This window comes from Streptomyces sp. NPDC058665, assembly GCF_042714995.1.
GTDB lineage: Bacteria > Actinomycetota > Actinomycetes > Streptomycetales > Streptomycetaceae > Streptomyces.
Window position 1 is genome coordinate 25,290 of record NZ_JBHXRX010000062.1, and the last position, 16,525, is coordinate 41,814.

The following is a 16,525-nucleotide window of genomic DNA, read 5'->3' on the forward strand; positions in this document are numbered from 1 at the left end:
TCCAGACCTGAAGTTGATCTCTGTTCGGACGGGGGAGGTCACCGCCCGTCCCCGCCCTTTGTTCCGCTCTTGTCCTGACAACCGCACTTCAGGACTTTCCGTCAACATCGCACGGGGCTACGCTCGCGGACGTGTCCAAGCAGCCGGAGCGGGAGCAGCCGGGCGGAGCGGCCCACCAGGCCGCCGCGCCGCAGGCCGCCGCGCTCCGGCTCGGTGTCGACCGCACGAGCCCGGTCCCGCTCTACTTCCAGCTGTCGCAGCAGCTAGAAGCCGCCATCGAGCAGGGCGGACTGGCGCCGGGCAGTCTCCTCGGCAACGAGATCGAGCTGGCGGGCCGGCTCGGGCTCTCCCGGCCGACCGTCCGCCAGGCCATCCAGTCGCTCGTCGACAAAGGTCTGCTGGTACGCCGCCGGGGCGTCGGCACCCAGGTCCTGCACAGCCAGGTCAGACGACCCCTGGAGCTGAGCAGCCTCTACGACGATCTGGAGGCGGCCGGCCAGCGCCCCGCCACCCGCGTGCTGCGCAACACGGTCGAACCGGCCACCGCCGAGGTCGCCGCCGCGCTCGGGATCGCCGAGGGGACGGACGTACGGCTCATCGAACGGCTCCGGTACGCCCACGACGAACCGATGGCCCGGCTGCGTAACCATCTCCCCGTCGCACTCCTCGACTGCGACACCGCACAGCTCGAATCCACCGGCCTGTACCGGATGATGCGGGCCGTCGGCATCACGCTGCACAGCGCGCGCCAGTCGGTCGGCGCGCGCGCCGCCGACGCAGGGGAGGCCGGGCTGCTGGACGAGACGACGGGCGCGCCGTTGCTGGCGATGGAGCGCACCACGTTCGACGACACGGGCCGCTCGGTGGAGTTCGGCTCGCACATCTACCGGGCCTCGCGCTACGTCTTCGAGTTCCAGCTCCTCGTCCGCTCCTGAGTCCGTTCCCGGGTCCTCCCTCCAGACTTTGTCGTAAGAATGTTCGGACAAAGTATTGACGGGGCAGCGCGACCGCCGCTAGAACTCCCCCCAGCCGCAACGGGGCGGCCGGAAGAGAAGGCGGACCCACCATGCGTACCAACCGAAAAGCGGCGGCCCGCACGGCGGCGGCGCTGCTCACCGCATGCGCACTCGCCCTCGTCGCCGGATGCAGCGGCTCCGGCGGCAAGGACTCCGAGGACAAGGCCGACGACAGCGGCGGCGGTACGGCGGCCAAGACCCCGCGTATGAAGATCGCCATGGTCACGCACTCCGGCGAGGGCGACACCTTCTGGGACATCGTCCAGAGCGGCGCCAAGGTCGCCGCGGCCAAGGACAACGTCCAGTTCCTCTACGCGGCCAACAAGGAGGGCAAGGAGCAGGCCCAGCTGATCCAGAGCTACATCGACCAGGACGTCGACGGGCTCGTGGTCAGCCTCGCCAAGCCCGAGGCGGTCAAGGCGGTCCTCGCCAAGGCGACGGCCGCCGGGATCCCCGTCGTCACGATCAACTCCGGCGCCGAGTTCTCCGAGCCCTTCGGGGCGCTCAGCCATATCGGCCAGGACGAGGCCGTCGCGGGTGAGGCCGTCGGCGAGGAGCTGAACAAGCGCGGCAAGAAGAAGGCGCTCTGCGTCATCCACGAGCAGGGCAACGTCTCGCTCGAAGGCCGCTGCGCCGGTGTCAAGAAGACCTTCGAGGGCACTGTCGAGAATCTGAGCGTCGAGGGCACCAACATGCCCGCGTCCACGTCGTCCATCGAGGCCAAGCTCCAGAGCGACAAGAGCATCGACACGGTCGTGACGCTGGGGGCGCCGTTCGCCGCCGCTTCCGTGAAGGCCAAGGAGGGTGCCGGATCGGGCGCCGAGATCAACACCTTCGACCTCAACGCGGACGTGGTCAAGCAGCTCAAGGCCAAGGAGATCGGCTTCGCCGTGGACCAGCAGCCCTATCTCCAGGGCTATCTCGCGGTCGACGAGCTGTGGCTCAACAAGAACAACGGCAACGTCATCGGCGGTGGAAAGCCCGTACTCACCGGACCCGCGCTCGTCACCGAGAAGGACGTCCCCGCGCTGGAGAAGTACACCGCCCGCGGCACCCGATGACCATGCCCCGTTCACCCATGCCTGATACTTGGGCCGCCGGGCCTGGACGTACCACGCCCGGCGGTACCGGGAAGCACAGCGGGAAGGGCACGGCGTCGTGGCAGGAGTGGGGACAGGGATACGCGCGGTCGGCGCGGTGCTGGCGGTGGTTCTCGGGGCGGCGTCCCTGGCGGGATGCAGCAGCACCGGCGGCAAACGCGCCGAGGAGCGGGCCGCCGCGGCCGAGGCACAGGCACGGGGGCGGGCCGCTGTGAGCACCCCGAAGTGGACCGTCGCCATGGTCACCCACTCGGGAGACGGCGACACCTTCTGGGACATCGTCCAGAAGGGCGCCGAGCAGGCCGCGGCCAAGGACAACATCAACTTCCTGTACGCGCACAGCGACGAGGGCCAGCAGCAGGCGCAACTCGTCCAGTCGTACATAGACAAGGGCGTCGACGGGCTGATCGTCACGCTCGCCAAGCCCGACGCGATGAAGGCCGTCGTCGCCAAGGCCACGAAGGCCGGCATCCCGGTGATCACCGTCAACTCGGGCTCCGAGCAGTCGGAGCAGTTCGGCGCGCTCGCCCATATCGGCCAGGACGAGTCCATCGCCGGCGAGGCAGTCGGCGACGAACTGGACAAGCGCGGCAAGAAGAAGGCCCTCTGCGTCCTGCACGAGCAGGGTAACGTCGGCCATGAACAGCGCTGCGCCGGGGCCAAGAAGACCTTCGACGGCACGATGCGGAACCTGTACGTCGAGGGCACCAACATGCCCGACGTGCAGGCGGCCATCGAGGCCAAGCTCCAGAGTGACAAGAGCATCGACGCCGTCGTGACGCTGGGCGCGCCGTTCGCCGACACCGCCGTCAAGGCGAAGGAGACGGCAGGCAGCAAGGCCGAGATCGACACGTTCGACCTCAACGCGGCCGTCGCGGGCTCGCTCAAGGCGGGCCGTCTCGGCTTCGCCGTCGACCAGCAGCCGTATCTCCAGGGGTACGAGGCCGTCGATCTGCTCTGGCTCTACCGGTACAACGCCGACGTACTCGGCGGCGGGCGCCCGGTCCTCACCGGACCGCAGATCATCAACCAGCAGGACGCCGCCGAGCTGGAGAAATACGCGGAGCGAGGGACCCGATGACCACAACCGCACCACCTGTGAAGGACCGGCCGGGCGACGGCGGCAGCGGCGGCCGGGCCAAGGACGAGCGGCTGCTCGGTGACTCGCCACTGCGCAAGCTGCTCGGCAGGCCCGAACTGGGCGCGGTCGTGGGCGCCGTGGCGGTGTTCCTCTTCTTCTCGGTCGTCGCCGACTCGTTCCTGAAGACGTCCAGCTTCGGCACCGTCCTGTACGCGGCGTCGACGATCGGGATCATGGCGGTGCCGGTGGCACTGCTGATGATCGGCGGCGAGTTCGACCTGTCGGCCGGTGTGCTGGTGACCAGTTCGGCGCTGATCTCCTCGATGTTCAGCTACCAGATGACGGCCAACATCTGGGTCGGCGTCCTCGTGTCCCTGCTGGTCACCCTCGCCATCGGGGTGTTCAACGGCTTCATGCTGACGCGGACGAAACTGCCGAGCTTCATCATCACCCTCGGCACGTTCCTGATGCTCACGGGTCTCAACCTCGGTCTGACCAAGCTGATCAGCGACACCGTCTCGACCAAGAGCGTCGGCGACATGGAGGGCTTCGAGTCGGCGCGCAAGGTCTTCGCCTCCGAACTGACCATCGGCGGCGTCGAGTTGAAGGTCACCATCCTCTGGTGGGCGGGCCTGGTGGCCCTCGCGACCTGGATCCTGCTCCGTACCCGCTTCGGCAACTGGATCTTCGCCGTCGGCGGCAACGCCGAGGCCGCCCGAGCCGTCGGTGTCCCGGTCCGGCTGACGAAGATCGGCCTCTACATGGGCGTCGGCTTCTGCGCCTGGGTCTCCGGCCAGCATCTGCTCTTCTCGTTCGACGTCGTACAGTCCGGCGAGGGCGTCGGCAACGAGCTGATCTACATCATCGCCGCGGTCATCGGCGGCTGTCTGATCACCGGCGGCTACGGCTCCGCGATCGGCTCCGCGGTCGGTGCCTTCATCTTCGGCATGACCAGCAAGGGCATCGTGTACGCGGAGTGGAACCCGGACTGGTTCAAGTTCTTCCTCGGAGCGATGCTCCTTCTGGCCACCCTGCTCAACGCATGGGTCCGCAAGCGAGCGGAGGCAGTCCGATGACCGGCACGCCCACGACCCCGGCCGGTGAGACCGGCACGACCGGCGCGACTGGCACGACCGACAGCGGAACGGCGACCACGGCACCCCTGGTCGAGCTGGCCGACGTCAGTAAGTACTACGGCAACATCCGGGCCCTCGAAGGCGTCTCGCTGGAGGTGAGTGCAGGCGAGATCACCTGCGTCCTCGGCGACAACGGCGCGGGCAAGTCCACCCTCATCAAGATCATCGCGGGACTGCACCAGCACGACGCGGGCGAATTCCTCATCGAGGGCAGGAGGACGACGCTCGGCTCGCCGCGCGAGGCCCTGGACCTGGGCATCGCCACCGTCTACCAGGACCTCGCCGTCGTACCGCTCATGCCCGTCTGGCGGAACTTCTTCCTCGGCTCCGAGCCGACGAAGGGCGCGGGCCCCTTCAAGCGCCTCGACGTCGAACGGATGCGCCGCACCACCCGCGAGGAACTGCTGCGGATGGGCATCGACCTGCGCGACGTCGACCAGCCCATCGGGACCCTGTCCGGCGGTGAGCGGCAGTGCGTGGCCATCGCCCGCGCCGTCCACTTCGGCGCGAAGGTCCTCGTCCTCGACGAGCCGACCGCCGCGCTCGGCGTCAAGCAGTCCGGAGTCGTACTGAAGTACGTCGCCGCCGCGCGCGACGCGGGTCTCGGCGTGGTGCTGATCACCCACAACCCGCACCACGCGTATCTCGTCGGCAACCGGTTCGTGCTGCTCAAGCGCGGTGTCATGGCCGGCAGCCACACGAAGCGGTCGATCACCCTGGACGAACTGACGCGCCAGATGGCGGGCGGCTCGGAGCTCGAAGAGCTGAGCCACGAACTGGCGAAGGCCCCCGCACCGGCTCACCTCGGTGGCCGTCCGGTGGACGACGGGGGTCAACTGGTGAAAGACGACGAAAACGGGAAGCCCCCGGCCGGCGGCGCCTAGGGCCTGTCCGGTGGACAGGCCCCGGCCCTGACCGACCTCCCCACCTTCCGGATGGCAGAATCGGCGGCGGTGGCCAACCCCCCACCGCCGCCGCCCCGGTCACCGGGCGCGACGAGCCCCCGATCCGCAGGGACGACACGACACGTGCGAGTACCCAGGCCGCGTTCCGGTAGCAGTGCCGCCCACTCCGCGGGCGGCCCCAGCCCGGGAAGTCCCCGCCCTGCTCCGGCCGCCCGGCCCGCGCTCGCCCCACGGCACATGAGGGGGCGGCCGCGATGAGTACCTACCGCGACTTCACGCACCGCGGCACCGCGCGCGCCACCGTCCTGCGGACCGTCGGCACCCGAGAACGCCGCTCGCACGCGTCCGCGCCGCGCGTGCCGACCGTCGGCATCGACATCGGCGGTACGAAGGTGATGGCCGGCGTCGTCGACCCGGACGGCAACATCCTGGAGAAGATCCGCACCGAGACGCCGGACAAGTCCAAGAGCCCGAAGGTCGTCGAGGACACCATCGTCGAGCTGGTGCTGGACCTCTCCGACCGCCACGACGTGCACGCCGTCGGCATCGGCGCCGCCGGCTGGGTGGACGCCGACCGGGCGAAGGTGCTCTTCGCCCCACACCTCGCCTGGCGCGACGAACCCCTCAGGGACTCGATCTCCTCCCGGCTCGCCGTCCCCGTGATGGTCGACAACGACGCGAACACGGCCGCCTGGGCGGAGTGGCGCTTCGGCGCCGGACGCGGCGAGGACCACCTCGTGATGATCACGCTCGGGACCGGTATCGGCGGCGCCATACTGGAGGACGGCCGGGTCAAGCGCGGCAAGTACGGGGTGGCCGGCGAGTTCGGCCATATGCAGGTCGTGCCCGCGGGGCACCGCTGCCCGTGCGGCAACCGGGGCTGCTGGGAGCAGTACAGCTCGGGCAACGCGCTCGTCAGGGAGGCCAGGGAACTGGCCGCCGCCGACTCCCCGGTGGCGTACAACCTCATCGAACGCGTCAAGGGCCACATCCCCGACATCACCGGACCCCTGATCACCGAGCTGGCCCGCGAGGGCGACGCCATGTGCGTCGAACTGCTCCAGGAGATCGGCCAGTGGCTCGGCGTCGGCATCGCCAATCTGGCGGCGGCCCTCGACCCGTCCTGCTTCGTCATCGGCGGCGGCGTCAGCGCGGCGGACGATCTGCTGATCGGCCCCGCGAGGGAGGCCTTCCGCCGTCAGCTCACCGGGCGCGGCTACCGGCCGGAGGCTCGTATCGCCAAGGCGCAGCTGGGCCCCGAGGCCGGCATGGTCGGCGCGGCCGACCTCTCCCGGCTCGTGGCGCGCCGCTTCCGCCGGGCGAACCGGCGGAGACTGGAACGGTACGAGAAGTACGAGCTGTACGCGGAGGCCATCCGCACCGGCCGGATGCCGCAGGAACTGCGCGAGGAACACGAGCTGCGCGAGGCGCGCGAAGCGGAGGAATCCGCAGCGGCGGCGCGAGCGGAGGCAGAAGCGGAGACGGAGCCCAAGCCGGCGTCGGACGAGCACACCTCCGAGACGCCGCACGCACCGGGAGACCCGAGGGAACCCCGTACCAGCCCCAGCCGCGCCCCGCGCACGAGCCAGGAACCTCCCTCATGACCGTGCCCCACCAGTCGAAGTCTCCGGACGAGGCCCAGAAGCCGCCGGAGAACCACCGCCATATGGTCCGCCGCCGGTGGCTGACGGCGATAGTGATCGTGCTGCTCATCGGCGTCCCCGCCGGCTATCTCGTGGTCTCGGCGGGCCAGAGCCGGCGCAGCGGTCTCGACAAGGAGCTGGAGTCCTCGGCCACCGGTCTCACGGACGCCGTGCCGTCCCGGATGAAGCAGCGGGTCTTCGAGGTGCCGATCCCCGCGCGCGCCACGAACGTGCGCTACTACGAGACGAGCAACTGGAAGTCCAGCCGGCTGTATGTGCAGTTCAACGTGACCTCCGGCCGGCTCGACACCTTCCTCACCGAACTGGGCACGCACCGCTCCGCGCTCAAGGAGGGCCACGTCAGCATCGCGCCCCGCGACTCGCGCACCGTCGGCTGGAACTTCATCCCCACCCGCGTCTGGTCGGGCACCACCCACAAACAGAAGGACCCACGCCCCACCCAGGACATCACGGTGGACCTGAGCGACCCGGCCATGCCCCGCGTGTACGTCGTCTCCACGACCACTCCGTGACGACCACTTGGTGACCACCACCCACCGGTCCTCGTGCCGGGCCCTCGGTCAACGACGCAGCACCCCGAGCGCCGAGCCGACGAGCCCGCCCAGGGTCCCCAGCACCGATGACTCACAGAGGAACTGGACGCTGATGTGGTCGCGCTCTCGCGTGCGCCCCGGCGCTTTCCTCAGCGGAAGCGGGCGGCGCGGCGGCGTCGTGAGGGGTCTGTCACGTCGGGTACGGTCCCGGCACCCGCGCCCGGAGTCTGGTCCCAGGCCCGGATCCTGGCCGCGACCTGCCGCAGGCGTGCGTCGCCCGGACGTACCGTGAGGTGGAACAGGCCCTCGTAGGGGCGCCGGTCCTCGCCGCCCCATCGCACGATGCCCTCGGTGTCGGCGACGATGTCGCGGATGGCCAGCTCCTGGCTCTCCGTGAACCCGCCCCCCACGCCTGGCGGGTAGAAGTCCGGCCGGATGACGACGGCGGTGCCGGACGCCTGGTTCGACTCGGGGAGCCGGCTGTCGCGGACCGCCGAAGGCACCACCCAGCCCTTGACCGGGTTCGGTTCGCCGGGCAGGCCGAGGGTGTCGACCTCGTAGTGGAAGCGGCGGATCACATGGACCAGCACCGTTTCGGTGTCGCCCATGCGCACGGCGACTTTCAGGCCGGTGCCCGGCACGACCCGGGTCACGATGTCGCCGTCGTCGTCGACGGCCTTCTGCATCTCCCACCCGTTGGCGGAGGGCCGGCCGGTGAGCAGACGGCGCTGCCGGGCCTTGACGCGGCGCAGCGCCTCCTTGAGTTCGTCGTTGCTGACGGGCGGGTTCGCCGCGGCGGCGGCCGGGGTCGCTAGGAGGCCGGTGGAGGCGAGGCTCGCGGCGGTGGTGACGCCGGCCGCCGTGGTGAGAGCGTGTCTGCGGGTCATGTCGATGGAGCTCAACAGGTCAGCCTTTCTTCTCTTCTGCCGAGCGCCGCTTGCGGTGGAGTACGCCGGAGACAAGGGCGCAGCCGAGCGCGAGCAGCAGCAGGACAGCGAGGGACGGGTTGATGAAGTCGGGGATGACGACGGTGTAGTCGCGGCCGTTCGAGGCCTCGCACACGAGGCGCAGCGGGATGAAGTCGCCTCTGCGGCCGACCAGGGCCGGTGTTCCCTCGGGGCGCTGTCGCTCGCACTCCTCAGCCTGCTCCTGGTCCTCCAGGACCAGGACGTGGAGACACCCCCATAGGTAGAGGACGAGCGTCATGACGACCGCCGTCAGGGACATGTCCCGCCACACGGCGGACGTGGTGCGCCGCAGCCGGGCCCGCCGGGAGAATCGTGAGAGCAGATACGTGGTGAGCCCCAGCACGGTCGCCGCGCCCGAGATCAGGACGGCGAACAGCACAGCGAAGTCGTGCCCTTGCCAGGGGTTGGAAGCCGTGACCATGACTGCTCAGGACCCCCGGATGATCCGGTTGTACTTCTCGAAGATCGCGTAGAGCGGCATCCGGAGCTGTGCGTCGGAAACCGCCTGGTCACCGAAGCCCTGGTAGCGGCGGAGGATTTCGAAGGTCTCCGTGTCGGTGTAGTCGAGGGCCGGGAGCCGGATCGGTTCGAGCTTGCCGTACTTCTCCCCGAGGGCGGCCAGCGTGGCCGGGCCGAAGCTGTCGGACAGCGAGGTGATGCCCATCTCGTACTGCAAGGCACGCGTGAGGGCGTACATGACGGTCCAGCCGGTCTGGCCGTTCTCGTTCAGCTTGGATATGCCGAGGGTGGCGCCGTTCGCGTAGGTGGTGTTGATGAATCTCTGGGCGAGACGGACCATTTCGTCAGCCATCGAGTTCCTGATTCGTGAGAGGGCGGGGCCGGATCAGCTCATGGGTGAGCGGTCGGTGGCCGGTGGCCTGTTTCGGGCAGGGGGTCGCGCACGACCGGGTACGGACCCGGGCGGAGATCCGGCGAGGAGTCGCCGGTCGGACAGCGTGCGGGAGAAGGTGCGTGGATCAGCGGCGCCCGGCCCGTTCGGGCCGGCTGGCCCGGGTTCAGGTCGGGGCGAACAACGGTGGCAGGCCGACGGCCGTGCGATGCACGGTGGTTTACGGCAAGTGCGCGGCGTGTGCGGATTGTTCGGAGTCGCTGACCTGCGTCACGAGAAGTCCCCCTGGATCCTGGCTGTTGCTCTTCAGGTGCGAGGGGCGCTCCCCAGGGCCCGTCGCGACGACCACAACCTAAGGCAGCCTGGGCGTTGGCGAGGAGCCGTTTTCGACGGTGCGGCCACACCCGACGGTTAGCAGGAGTGACCGAAAGTGACGAGTGGCGTCGGAATGCTCAGCCTATGTGGAGGAATTTCACCTCACCTGCGCTTCCTCACGGCTTCTTCACCTATGGCGACGGCGGCGCGCGGAATTTCGGCCGCCGGTTCAAGGAATGATCTGTACCTGTGGCGTGTCTCGTTCAACTCCGCCGTGCCCGCACCCACCAAGGCAACCGGGCCATCGAAGATCATCGCCGAAGCGTCCTGCTGTCGGAGCTTTTCAACCGTGCTGGTCAGCGGCCATGCGACTACCTGTTCGCGGGCTCACTTGAGCGCAGAGTCATCACGGGAATACGCGTGTGTCCTTGATCACAGTCGACGTGGTGGCCGGTTCTGTCGGCCTGGTGCGGCCTGCGCGCAGCGCACACAGGTACGCGCCGCCGGCCGCACCTCCAGCCGCTCGGCCGGGATCGCCTCGCCGCACCCCTCGCAGCGCCCGTACTCATCCTGCTCCAGGCGTTCCAGCGCCTGGTCCAGCGCGACCAACTGATCGCGCGCCTGCGCGAGCAGGGAGGCGACATGGGCGCGCTCGAAGGCGGTGCTCGAACCGTCGGGATCGTGCTCGTCGTCCACCGCCACGAGGGCGTTCGCCTCGACGATCGCCTCGAAATCGCGCTCCAGCGCGGCGATCCGTGCCTGTGTGTCGGCTCGCCGGGCGGACAGCCGTGCGCGTACCGACTCGTGATCGGCGGGGACCTGTCGACTCACGAAGGCGAGAACCCCGATCCGCGCCGACACATTCCGACCGTCCGGCCGGAACCTGAACCGGCGTCTTGGTCTCAGGGATATCCGACCGAGCCCTCGGGTGGAGCCGTCACCCGCCCCTCGGCCCAGCGTTCGCCCCTCAGCGCCTTGCCCGCGAGATCCATCATCCGCTGCTGGTCGGCCAGTTCGGCGCTTCTGCTGCTCGTTTCGTGGCCGCCGCTGAACCACTCCACGGTGACGTCGCCGCCCGCCTTCTCCAGCGCCTGCGCGTATCCGTGGACCTGGCGGGGCGGTGTCCGGGTGTCGTGGGTGCCCGTCTTGATCCATACCGGGGCGCGCACCTGGTCGACGTAACTGATGGGGGATGCCCGCCGGAAGGTGTCGGGCTCGTCGTCCGGGTCGGTGTGGAAGAAGGAGCGCATGGCGCTTCGCAGCGCGGGGTTCATGTCCGCGTAGGCGTCCACCCAGTCCGCCATCGGGACGAAGGCCAGCGCTCCGGCGAAGAGGTGCGGCAGGCGGCCGAGGGCGAGGAGTGACAGGTAGCCGCCGTAGGAGGCCCCCGAGATGAAGAGGGCGTCCGGGTCCGCGATGCCTTCGTTCACCAGCCACTCGGCGGACGCGGCGACATCCTCCAGTTCCCGTTCGCCGACCGCGTGCCAGAACCCTTCGCGGAAGTCGCGGCCGAAGGTCTGCGAGCCCCGGTAGTTCACCGCGGCGAACGCGAAGCCGTTGGCCAGCCAGGCTTGGGCCTCGGGTGTGTACCGGTCGACCGTGACCAGTTGCGGTCCGCCGTGCACGCTGAGCAGGGTCGGCCTCGGGCCGTCGGCCCCCGGGGGACGTCCCGCCCATAGCTGTACGGGTGTCCCGTCCAGGGAACGCACGGTGTGGGAGGTCAGCGCGACACCCGCCGGGCGCAGAGGTGGTGTCCACCGAGGGGTGAGGGCGCCCGACGCCCGGTCCGCACTCAGGAGGGCGAGCGGGCTGTCGAAACGCTGATGGAGGAGCCGGATCTGTCCGTCCGCGCCGTAGTGGGAGGCCCAGTAGTTGGCATGGGCGTCGGCGACGTCGGCCTCGAAGAACGCGCCCGGCGGGTGCGCGACGGCCTCAAGCGCGCCACTGTCCGGGTGCCACTCCAGCACCTGGTGCACGCCCTGGTCGACATGGACCAGCAGGACGTACGCGGCGTCGTCCGACCAGTCGAGCGGGACGACATCGCCCCGCAGGTGGGGCGCGTCCAGGTCGGCGCGTGACCCGTCGGCGTGATTCCACACGCAGGGCCGGATGAACCCGGTCCGCTCGGTGGCGACAAGGAGCCGGCCGTCCCCGGCCACGGGCGAGAACCGGATGCCGCGTACGGGTTCCGCCGGCCCGTCCGACAGTGTCCTGAGCGGTTCTCCCGCTGCGTCGGCCGAGGTGCTGACGACCGTCACGGCGAAGCGCCGGAGGCCGGGATTGTGGTCCGTGGTGTCCACGCTCGCCCACCGGCCGTCGGCCGATACGAGTGCGTTCCACGCCTCCGCCGGTGAGGTGAAGAGCCGCCGGGGCGGCCGGTCCCCGCCGGTGTGGACGAGCCACAGCGAGAATCCGTCCGCGGCGACCGCGGACAGGACGGCGTGGTCCCCGGTGCGCGCGACATCGATCCCGCGCAGGGTGTACGGGGGTGTCCCGGGCGTCAGGTCGACCGCCGGGCCCCCGTCGACCGGCAGGGACCACACATGGCCCATCTCCGACCCGTTGTCGTCCAGCAGACTGAGGACGCGGGTGCCGTCGGCCGACAGCACCGCGTTGCGCGGATCGCCGTACGCGGCCTCGACGGGACGGCTGACGCCGTCGCCGGCGTCCCACACGGTCAGGACGGGCCCCTCGGGCGCGTCGTGCGTCATGAGTTCGAGGTCGTGCCCGGTGCCGCGTCCCCGGCGGGAGGAGACACACTGCCGCGCTTCGAAGAACCGGTGCCAGTCGTGGGCCATTGCCCGACTCCTTACAGCTCGTGTGTGTCAGAGGTCGTGGACGTCGCGGGCGTCGCGGGAGTTGTGGACGTCGTGGTCGGCGGCGGGCTGCGAGGCTCCCGGATCCAGCGGGGCGGCCCGCTCGGGGAAGTGACAGGCGACCCGGTGACCGGACGTCAGGTCCAGCGTCGGCGGGGCTTCCTGCGCGCAGATGTCCCGCGCCTTCCAGCAGCGGGTACGGAAGCGGCACCCGGAGGGCGGGCTGTGCGGGCTGGGGGCGTCCCCTTGGAGCACGATGCGCCGGCGGGCCCGCTCGGCGCGCGGGTCCGGGATGGGGACCGCCGACAGGAGCGCCTGCGTGTAGGGGTGCTGCGGTGCCTCGTACAGTTCGGCGGCCGGGGCGCTCTCGGCGATCCGGCCGAGATACATCACGGCGACCTCGTCACTGATCTGACGGACCACCGACAGATCGTGGGCGATGAAGAGATACGTGAGCCCCAGCTCCTGCTGGAGGTCCTGCAACAGATTGATCACCCCCGCCTGCACACTGACGTCCAGGGCGCTCACCGGCTCGTCGAGGACGAGGATGTCCGGCTCGACCGCCAGGGCCCTGGCGATCCCGATGCGCTGCCGCTGCCCCCCGGAGAACTGGCTGGGGTAGCGACGGGCGTGGTCCGGGTCGAGGCCGACCTGCTCCAGCAGTTCCCGTGCCCGCTCGGCCCGCCGGGAGCGGTGGAGGCGGTGGATGCGCAGCGGCTCGAAGAGGATCTGCTCGACGGTCATCCGGGGGTCGAGGGAGGAGTACGGATCCTGGAAGACGAGCTGGATCTGCTTGCGCAGCCGGGCGACGGCCTCGCCCTTCGCGCCGGCGACGTCCAGTCCGTTCACCAGGGCCCGGCCGCCGGCCGGGCGTACCAGGCGGACGAGACACCGGCCGAGGGTGCTCTTGCCGCAGCCGGTCTCGCCGACCAGACCGAGGGTCCTGCCCCGGCCGATGGTGAGATCCACGCCGGACACGGCCTGCACGGTGGTGCCGCCCCCTCCCGCCCTGCGGCCGGTGCGGTACTCGGCGACCAGTCCCTGGACGTCCACCGCTGACGGGGTGTCCGCTGACGAGGTCTCCACTGACGTGTTCATCGCAGTTCGCCTTCGATCTCGTGCGCCCGCACACACGACGTCGTGTGCAGGGTGGACACCCGGAGCGGGGACGCGGACTCGGTGCCGCAGAGCGCGGGCCGCGCGTGGGGACAGCGGGGCTGGAACGGACATCCGCGCGGTCGCTGCCCGGGAGGCGGGAGCTGGCCCGGGATCTGGGTGAGCCGGGGAACACGCCGGTCGATGCGGGGGAGTGCGTCCAGCAGCGCCCGGGTGTAGGGGTGCGACGGCTCGTAGAAGACCGACTCCGCGCCGCCCAGCTCCAGGTTGCGGCCGCTGTACATCACCATCACCCGGTCGGCGACACCCGCGACGACGCCCAGGTCGTGCGTGATGAGCAGCACCGACGTGCCGGTGCGCTCCTGCACCCGCCGCAGCACTTCCAGGATCTGGGCCTGAACGGTCACGTCCAGCGCCGTGGTCGGTTCGTCGGCGATGAGGATGTCGGGTTCGTTCGCCATGCCCATGGCGATCATGACGCGCTGGCGCATACCGCCGGAGAACTCGTGCGGATACTCGTGCAGCCGCTTCTCCGGCGAGGGGATGCCGACGAGCCCGAGGAGGTCGGCGGCGCGGGCCGCCAGCTCCTTGCGCCCGAGCGTCGGATCGTGGACGGTCACGGCCTCGGCGATCTGGTCCCCGACCGTCATCATGGGATTCAGCGCGGCCAGGGCGTCCTGGAAGATGATGCCGATATGGCGTCCCCGCACGGCGCGCAGCTCCCGCTCGGGCAGGCCGAGCAGCTCCCGCCCCCGGAAGCGGATGGAGCCGGTCACCCGGGCGGAGGCGGGAAGCAGTCCCATGAGGGCCATCGCCGCCGCGCTCTTGCCCGAGCCCGATTCGCCGACGATGGCGAGCGTCTGCCGTTCGCCCACGTCGAAGGAGAGCCGCTCCACGGCGGCGACCAGGCCGGCGTCGGTCTTGTACTCGACGGTGAGATCACGGACTGACAGCAGGGCCGCGGCCGGGTCGGCCGGGGCGTCGCCGGCGCGGGAGGAGAGGGAGGTCATCACTGCCTGCTCTGGTGGTCGAAGGCGTCCCGCAGTCCGTCGCCCAGGAAGTTGACTGCGAGAACGGTGAGGAGGATGGCCACGCCGGGCGCGTACAGCAGATAGTCCTTCGGCGTGCCGACGAGCCCGGCGGCCTGGTTGAGCATGTTGCCCCAGCTCGACTGCGGCGGCTGGATGCCGAAGCCCAGGAAGCTGAGCGTGGACTCCAGGATGATCGCGGCGGCGACCGAGAGGGACGCGTTGACGATGATCACCCCGAGCAGGTTGGGCAGCAGATGGCGGCCGATGATCTGCGTACGTGACGCCCCCAGCACCAGCGCGGCCTCGACGAACTCCTTCTCCCGGAGGCTGATCACCTGTGAGCGCACCACACGGGCGATCACGGTCCAGCCGAGCCCGGCGAGGACGAGGACGATGGTCACGGGCGACGGGCTCAGCGTCTGCATGGCCAGGGCCAGGAGGGCGATCGCCGGAATGATCAGGAACAGATCGGTGACCCGCATGATCAGCTCGTCGATCCAGCCGCCGATGAGTCCGGAGGCCGCGCCCACGAGGGTGCCGACCGCCGTCGAGAGTACGGCGACGCCCAGCCCCACGGTCAGGGACACCTGTCCCGCGTACAGCAACTCGGTCAGATAGTCCCGTCCGAGGTCGTCTGTGCCCAGCCAGTGCTGCCCGGACGGGGCGAGCGCCCCGGTCAGGAGATTCTGGGCGTTGCGCGGGTACGGGGCGATCCATGCCGCCCCGTAGCAGCAGATCATGAGCGCCGACAGGATGAACAGGCCGGCCACGGCCATGCGGTGACGCAGGAACCGCTCCATGACGAGGCGGCGTCCGCTCTTGTCCGCGGTCACGGGGGCCGGCGGGCCGGGGGATTCCGCCGGCTGTCCGGGATACAGGCTGGGTACGGTCATCGCAGGGTCACCCTTGGGTCGAGCAGCGCGTACCCGAGGTCGGCCGCCAGATTGAACAGGACCATCGCCAGCGCCACGATCAGCATCCACGGCAGCAGGACGAACACGTCACCGGCCAGGAGTGAGTCGAGGAACAGACGGCCCATCCCGGAGATCGCGTAGATCTGCTCGGTGACCACCAGGCCCCCGATCAGGAGGGCCGTGTCCGCGGCGACGACGGTGACGAATGGCGCCAGGGAGTTGCGCAGCGCGTGCCGGAAGAAGATCCGGCGCGGTGGCACGCCCTTGGCACGGGCCGTCCTCACATAGTCACTCGTGAGGGCTTCGAGCATCGAGGCCCTGCTGAAACGGGACCAGCTCGCGATCAGACCGACGGTCAGGGTCAGCACGGGCAGCGCCAGATGCCGGAAGTAGTCGGCGTTGACGCCGCTCTGCCCCGGCGAGTGGAGCCCGACGAAATACAGCGGGGGCTGGTCGAGGCCGAACTGTTCACGCGGCCAGATCGCGAGCACCTGGATGAGCATCAGGCCCAGCCAGAACGCGGGCATGGCCACACCGAGATAGGACAGGCCGGTGAGCAGATGGTCCCCGAGGGAGTACTGGCGCGAGGCCGAGTATGTACCGATCGCCAGGGCGATGACCACGGCGAACAGCACGGCCCACACCATGAGCTGGAGGGTGGTCCCGAGCGCCGATCCGATCATCGCCTGCGCCCGGTCGCCGGTCCGGGTGCTGACGCCCCAGTCCCCGGTGGCGAAGGCCTTCATCCACAGGACGTACTGCTCGACGACCGGACGGTCCAGGCCCAGCCGGGCCGTTTCCCGCGTGATGACCCCGGGGTCGCGCCCTTGGCGGAGCTTGGCCAGGGGATCGAACGTGGACCGGACGGCCCAGAAGAAGACGAACGAGGCGACCAGCACGACCGGGACCGAGTACGTGAGCCGGCGCGCCGCGTAGCGGAGCATCTGCCGGGACCGGCCGGCCCGGACCCGTGGGGGGGGGGGGGCGGCCCCCGCCCGCCCCCGGGGCGGGGGGTCTTTTGACGGGCCCCCCCCCCCACCGTTCCACCCCGGCCGAAGCTCGGGGGGTTGGTGTATGGGG

14 protein-coding genes and 2 pseudogenes are annotated in these 16,525 nt (G+C 70.0%); 7 read left to right on the top strand and 9 right to left on the bottom strand.

Annotation, left to right across the window (positions count from 1 at the left end; translation table 11 throughout):
• Positions 1–251: 251 nt before the first annotated feature.
• The 7 genes and pseudogenes from ACFWV8_RS30740 to ACFWV8_RS30770 all read left to right on the top strand — a co-directional run bounded on the left by ACFWV8_RS30740 (position 252) and on the right by ACFWV8_RS30770 (position 7,414).
• Positions 252–935 carry a GntR family transcriptional regulator gene (locus ACFWV8_RS30740; RefSeq protein ID WP_384211403.1) on the top strand — a complete coding sequence of 228 codons (684 nt, stop codon included), beginning with the start codon at positions 252–254 and terminating at the stop codon, positions 933–935.
• Positions 936–1,066: 131 nt separating this feature from the next.
• A complete protein-coding gene (locus tag ACFWV8_RS30745) occupies positions 1,067–2,077 on the top strand; it encodes a sugar ABC transporter substrate-binding protein (RefSeq protein WP_329379493.1) in 1,011 nt (336 codons plus the stop codon).
• Between the two features lie 97 nt (positions 2,078–2,174).
• Complete coding sequence (locus tag ACFWV8_RS30750) at positions 2,175–3,197, top strand: sugar ABC transporter substrate-binding protein (RefSeq protein ID WP_384211335.1); 1,023 nt, start codon at positions 2,175–2,177, stop codon at positions 3,195–3,197.
• Positions 3,194–4,273: an ABC transporter permease gene (locus tag ACFWV8_RS30755; protein WP_384211341.1), complete on the top strand. Its 1,080-nt coding sequence runs from the start codon at positions 3,194–3,196 to the stop codon at positions 4,271–4,273. Before ACFWV8_RS30750 ends, ACFWV8_RS30755 begins: the two co-directional genes overlap by 4 nt.
• A complete protein-coding gene (locus ACFWV8_RS30760) occupies positions 4,270–5,217 on the top strand; it encodes an ATP-binding cassette domain-containing protein (RefSeq protein WP_384211346.1) in 948 nt (315 codons plus the stop codon). The genes ACFWV8_RS30755 and ACFWV8_RS30760 overlap by 4 nt, the downstream gene beginning before the upstream one ends.
• 275 nt (positions 5,218–5,492) lie before the next feature.
• Positions 5,493–6,626 (top strand): annotated as a pseudogene (locus tag ACFWV8_RS30765) (ROK family glucokinase); the annotation flags it as partial.
• Positions 6,627–6,838: 212 nt separating this feature from the next.
• Positions 6,839–7,414, top strand: coding sequence for a hypothetical protein (locus tag ACFWV8_RS30770; protein ID WP_329379482.1), 576 nt, complete (start codon positions 6,839–6,841; stop codon positions 7,412–7,414).
• A gap of 170 nt (positions 7,415–7,584) precedes the next feature.
• Here the strand turns inward: ACFWV8_RS30770 and ACFWV8_RS30775 are convergent, their stop codons facing one another.
• The 9 genes and pseudogenes from ACFWV8_RS30775 to ACFWV8_RS30815 all read right to left on the bottom strand — a co-directional run bounded on the left by ACFWV8_RS30775 (position 7,585) and on the right by ACFWV8_RS30815 (position 16,389).
• Positions 7,585–8,322: a hypothetical protein gene (locus ACFWV8_RS30775; RefSeq protein ID WP_384211406.1), complete on the bottom strand. Its 738-nt coding sequence runs from the start codon at positions 8,320–8,322 to the stop codon at positions 7,585–7,587.
• Between the two features lie 19 nt (positions 8,323–8,341).
• Positions 8,342–8,824 (bottom strand): hypothetical protein, encoded by a 483-nt coding sequence (locus ACFWV8_RS30780; protein WP_384211353.1) that lies wholly within the window; start codon positions 8,822–8,824, stop codon positions 8,342–8,344.
• A gap of 138 nt (positions 8,825–8,962) precedes the next feature.
• Positions 8,963–9,214 (bottom strand): annotated as a pseudogene (locus ACFWV8_RS30785) (hypothetical protein); the annotation flags it as partial.
• 786 nt (positions 9,215–10,000) lie between these two features.
• Complete coding sequence (locus tag ACFWV8_RS30790; RefSeq protein ID WP_384211356.1) at positions 10,001–10,399, bottom strand: TraR/DksA family transcriptional regulator; 399 nt, start codon at positions 10,397–10,399, stop codon at positions 10,001–10,003.
• A gap of 71 nt (positions 10,400–10,470) precedes the next feature.
• Positions 10,471–12,366 carry a S9 family peptidase gene (locus ACFWV8_RS30795; protein WP_384211359.1) on the bottom strand — a complete coding sequence of 632 codons (1,896 nt, stop codon included), beginning with the start codon at positions 12,364–12,366 and terminating at the stop codon, positions 10,471–10,473.
• Between the two features lie 27 nt (positions 12,367–12,393).
• On the bottom strand, positions 12,394–13,482 hold the full coding sequence (locus ACFWV8_RS30800; RefSeq protein WP_384211362.1) for an ABC transporter ATP-binding protein: 1,089 nt from the start codon (positions 13,480–13,482) through the stop codon (positions 12,394–12,396).
• A complete protein-coding gene (locus tag ACFWV8_RS30805) occupies positions 13,479–14,510 on the bottom strand; it encodes an ABC transporter ATP-binding protein (RefSeq protein ID WP_384211365.1) in 1,032 nt (343 codons plus the stop codon). The genes ACFWV8_RS30800 and ACFWV8_RS30805 overlap by 4 nt, the downstream gene beginning before the upstream one ends.
• Positions 14,510–15,424 carry an ABC transporter permease gene (locus ACFWV8_RS30810; RefSeq protein WP_384211367.1) on the bottom strand — a complete coding sequence of 305 codons (915 nt, stop codon included), beginning with the start codon at positions 15,422–15,424 and terminating at the stop codon, positions 14,510–14,512. The genes ACFWV8_RS30805 and ACFWV8_RS30810 overlap by 1 nt, the downstream gene beginning before the upstream one ends.
• Positions 15,421–16,389, bottom strand: coding sequence for an ABC transporter permease (locus tag ACFWV8_RS30815; protein ID WP_384211370.1), 969 nt, complete (start codon positions 16,387–16,389; stop codon positions 15,421–15,423). The genes ACFWV8_RS30810 and ACFWV8_RS30815 overlap by 4 nt, the downstream gene beginning before the upstream one ends.
• Positions 16,390–16,525: the final 136 nt, after the last annotated feature.

What these genes read in the sequence shown, in the direction of transcription:
- ACFWV8_RS30800 (WP_384211362.1), bottom strand. Translation starts at nt 13,482, where the DNA reads ATGAACACGTCAGTGGAGACCTCGTCAGCGGACACCCCGTCAGCGGTG.
- ACFWV8_RS30810 (WP_384211367.1), bottom strand. Translation starts at nt 15,424, where the DNA reads ATGACCGTACCCAGCCTGTATCCCGGACAGCCGGCGGAATCCCCCGGC.
- ACFWV8_RS30775 (WP_384211406.1), bottom strand. Translation starts at nt 8,322, where the DNA reads ATGACCCGCAGACACGCTCTCACCACGGCGGCCGGCGTCACCACCGCC.
- ACFWV8_RS30770 (WP_329379482.1), top strand. Translation starts at nt 6,839, where the DNA reads ATGACCGTGCCCCACCAGTCGAAGTCTCCGGACGAGGCCCAGAAGCCG.
- ACFWV8_RS30745 (WP_329379493.1), top strand. Translation starts at nt 1,067, where the DNA reads ATGCGTACCAACCGAAAAGCGGCGGCCCGCACGGCGGCGGCGCTGCTC.
- ACFWV8_RS30795 (WP_384211359.1), bottom strand. Translation starts at nt 12,366, where the DNA reads ATGGCCCACGACTGGCACCGGTTCTTCGAAGCGCGGCAGTGTGTCTCC.
- ACFWV8_RS30815 (WP_384211370.1), bottom strand. Translation starts at nt 16,389, where the DNA reads ATGCTCCGCTACGCGGCGCGCCGGCTCACGTACTCGGTCCCGGTCGTG.
- ACFWV8_RS30760 (WP_384211346.1), top strand. Translation starts at nt 4,270, where the DNA reads ATGACCGGCACGCCCACGACCCCGGCCGGTGAGACCGGCACGACCGGC.
- ACFWV8_RS30755 (WP_384211341.1), top strand. Translation starts at nt 3,194, where the DNA reads ATGACCACAACCGCACCACCTGTGAAGGACCGGCCGGGCGACGGCGGC.
- ACFWV8_RS30780 (WP_384211353.1), bottom strand. Translation starts at nt 8,824, where the DNA reads ATGGTCACGGCTTCCAACCCCTGGCAAGGGCACGACTTCGCTGTGCTG.
- ACFWV8_RS30805 (WP_384211365.1), bottom strand. Translation starts at nt 14,510, where the DNA reads ATGACCTCCCTCTCCTCCCGCGCCGGCGACGCCCCGGCCGACCCGGCC.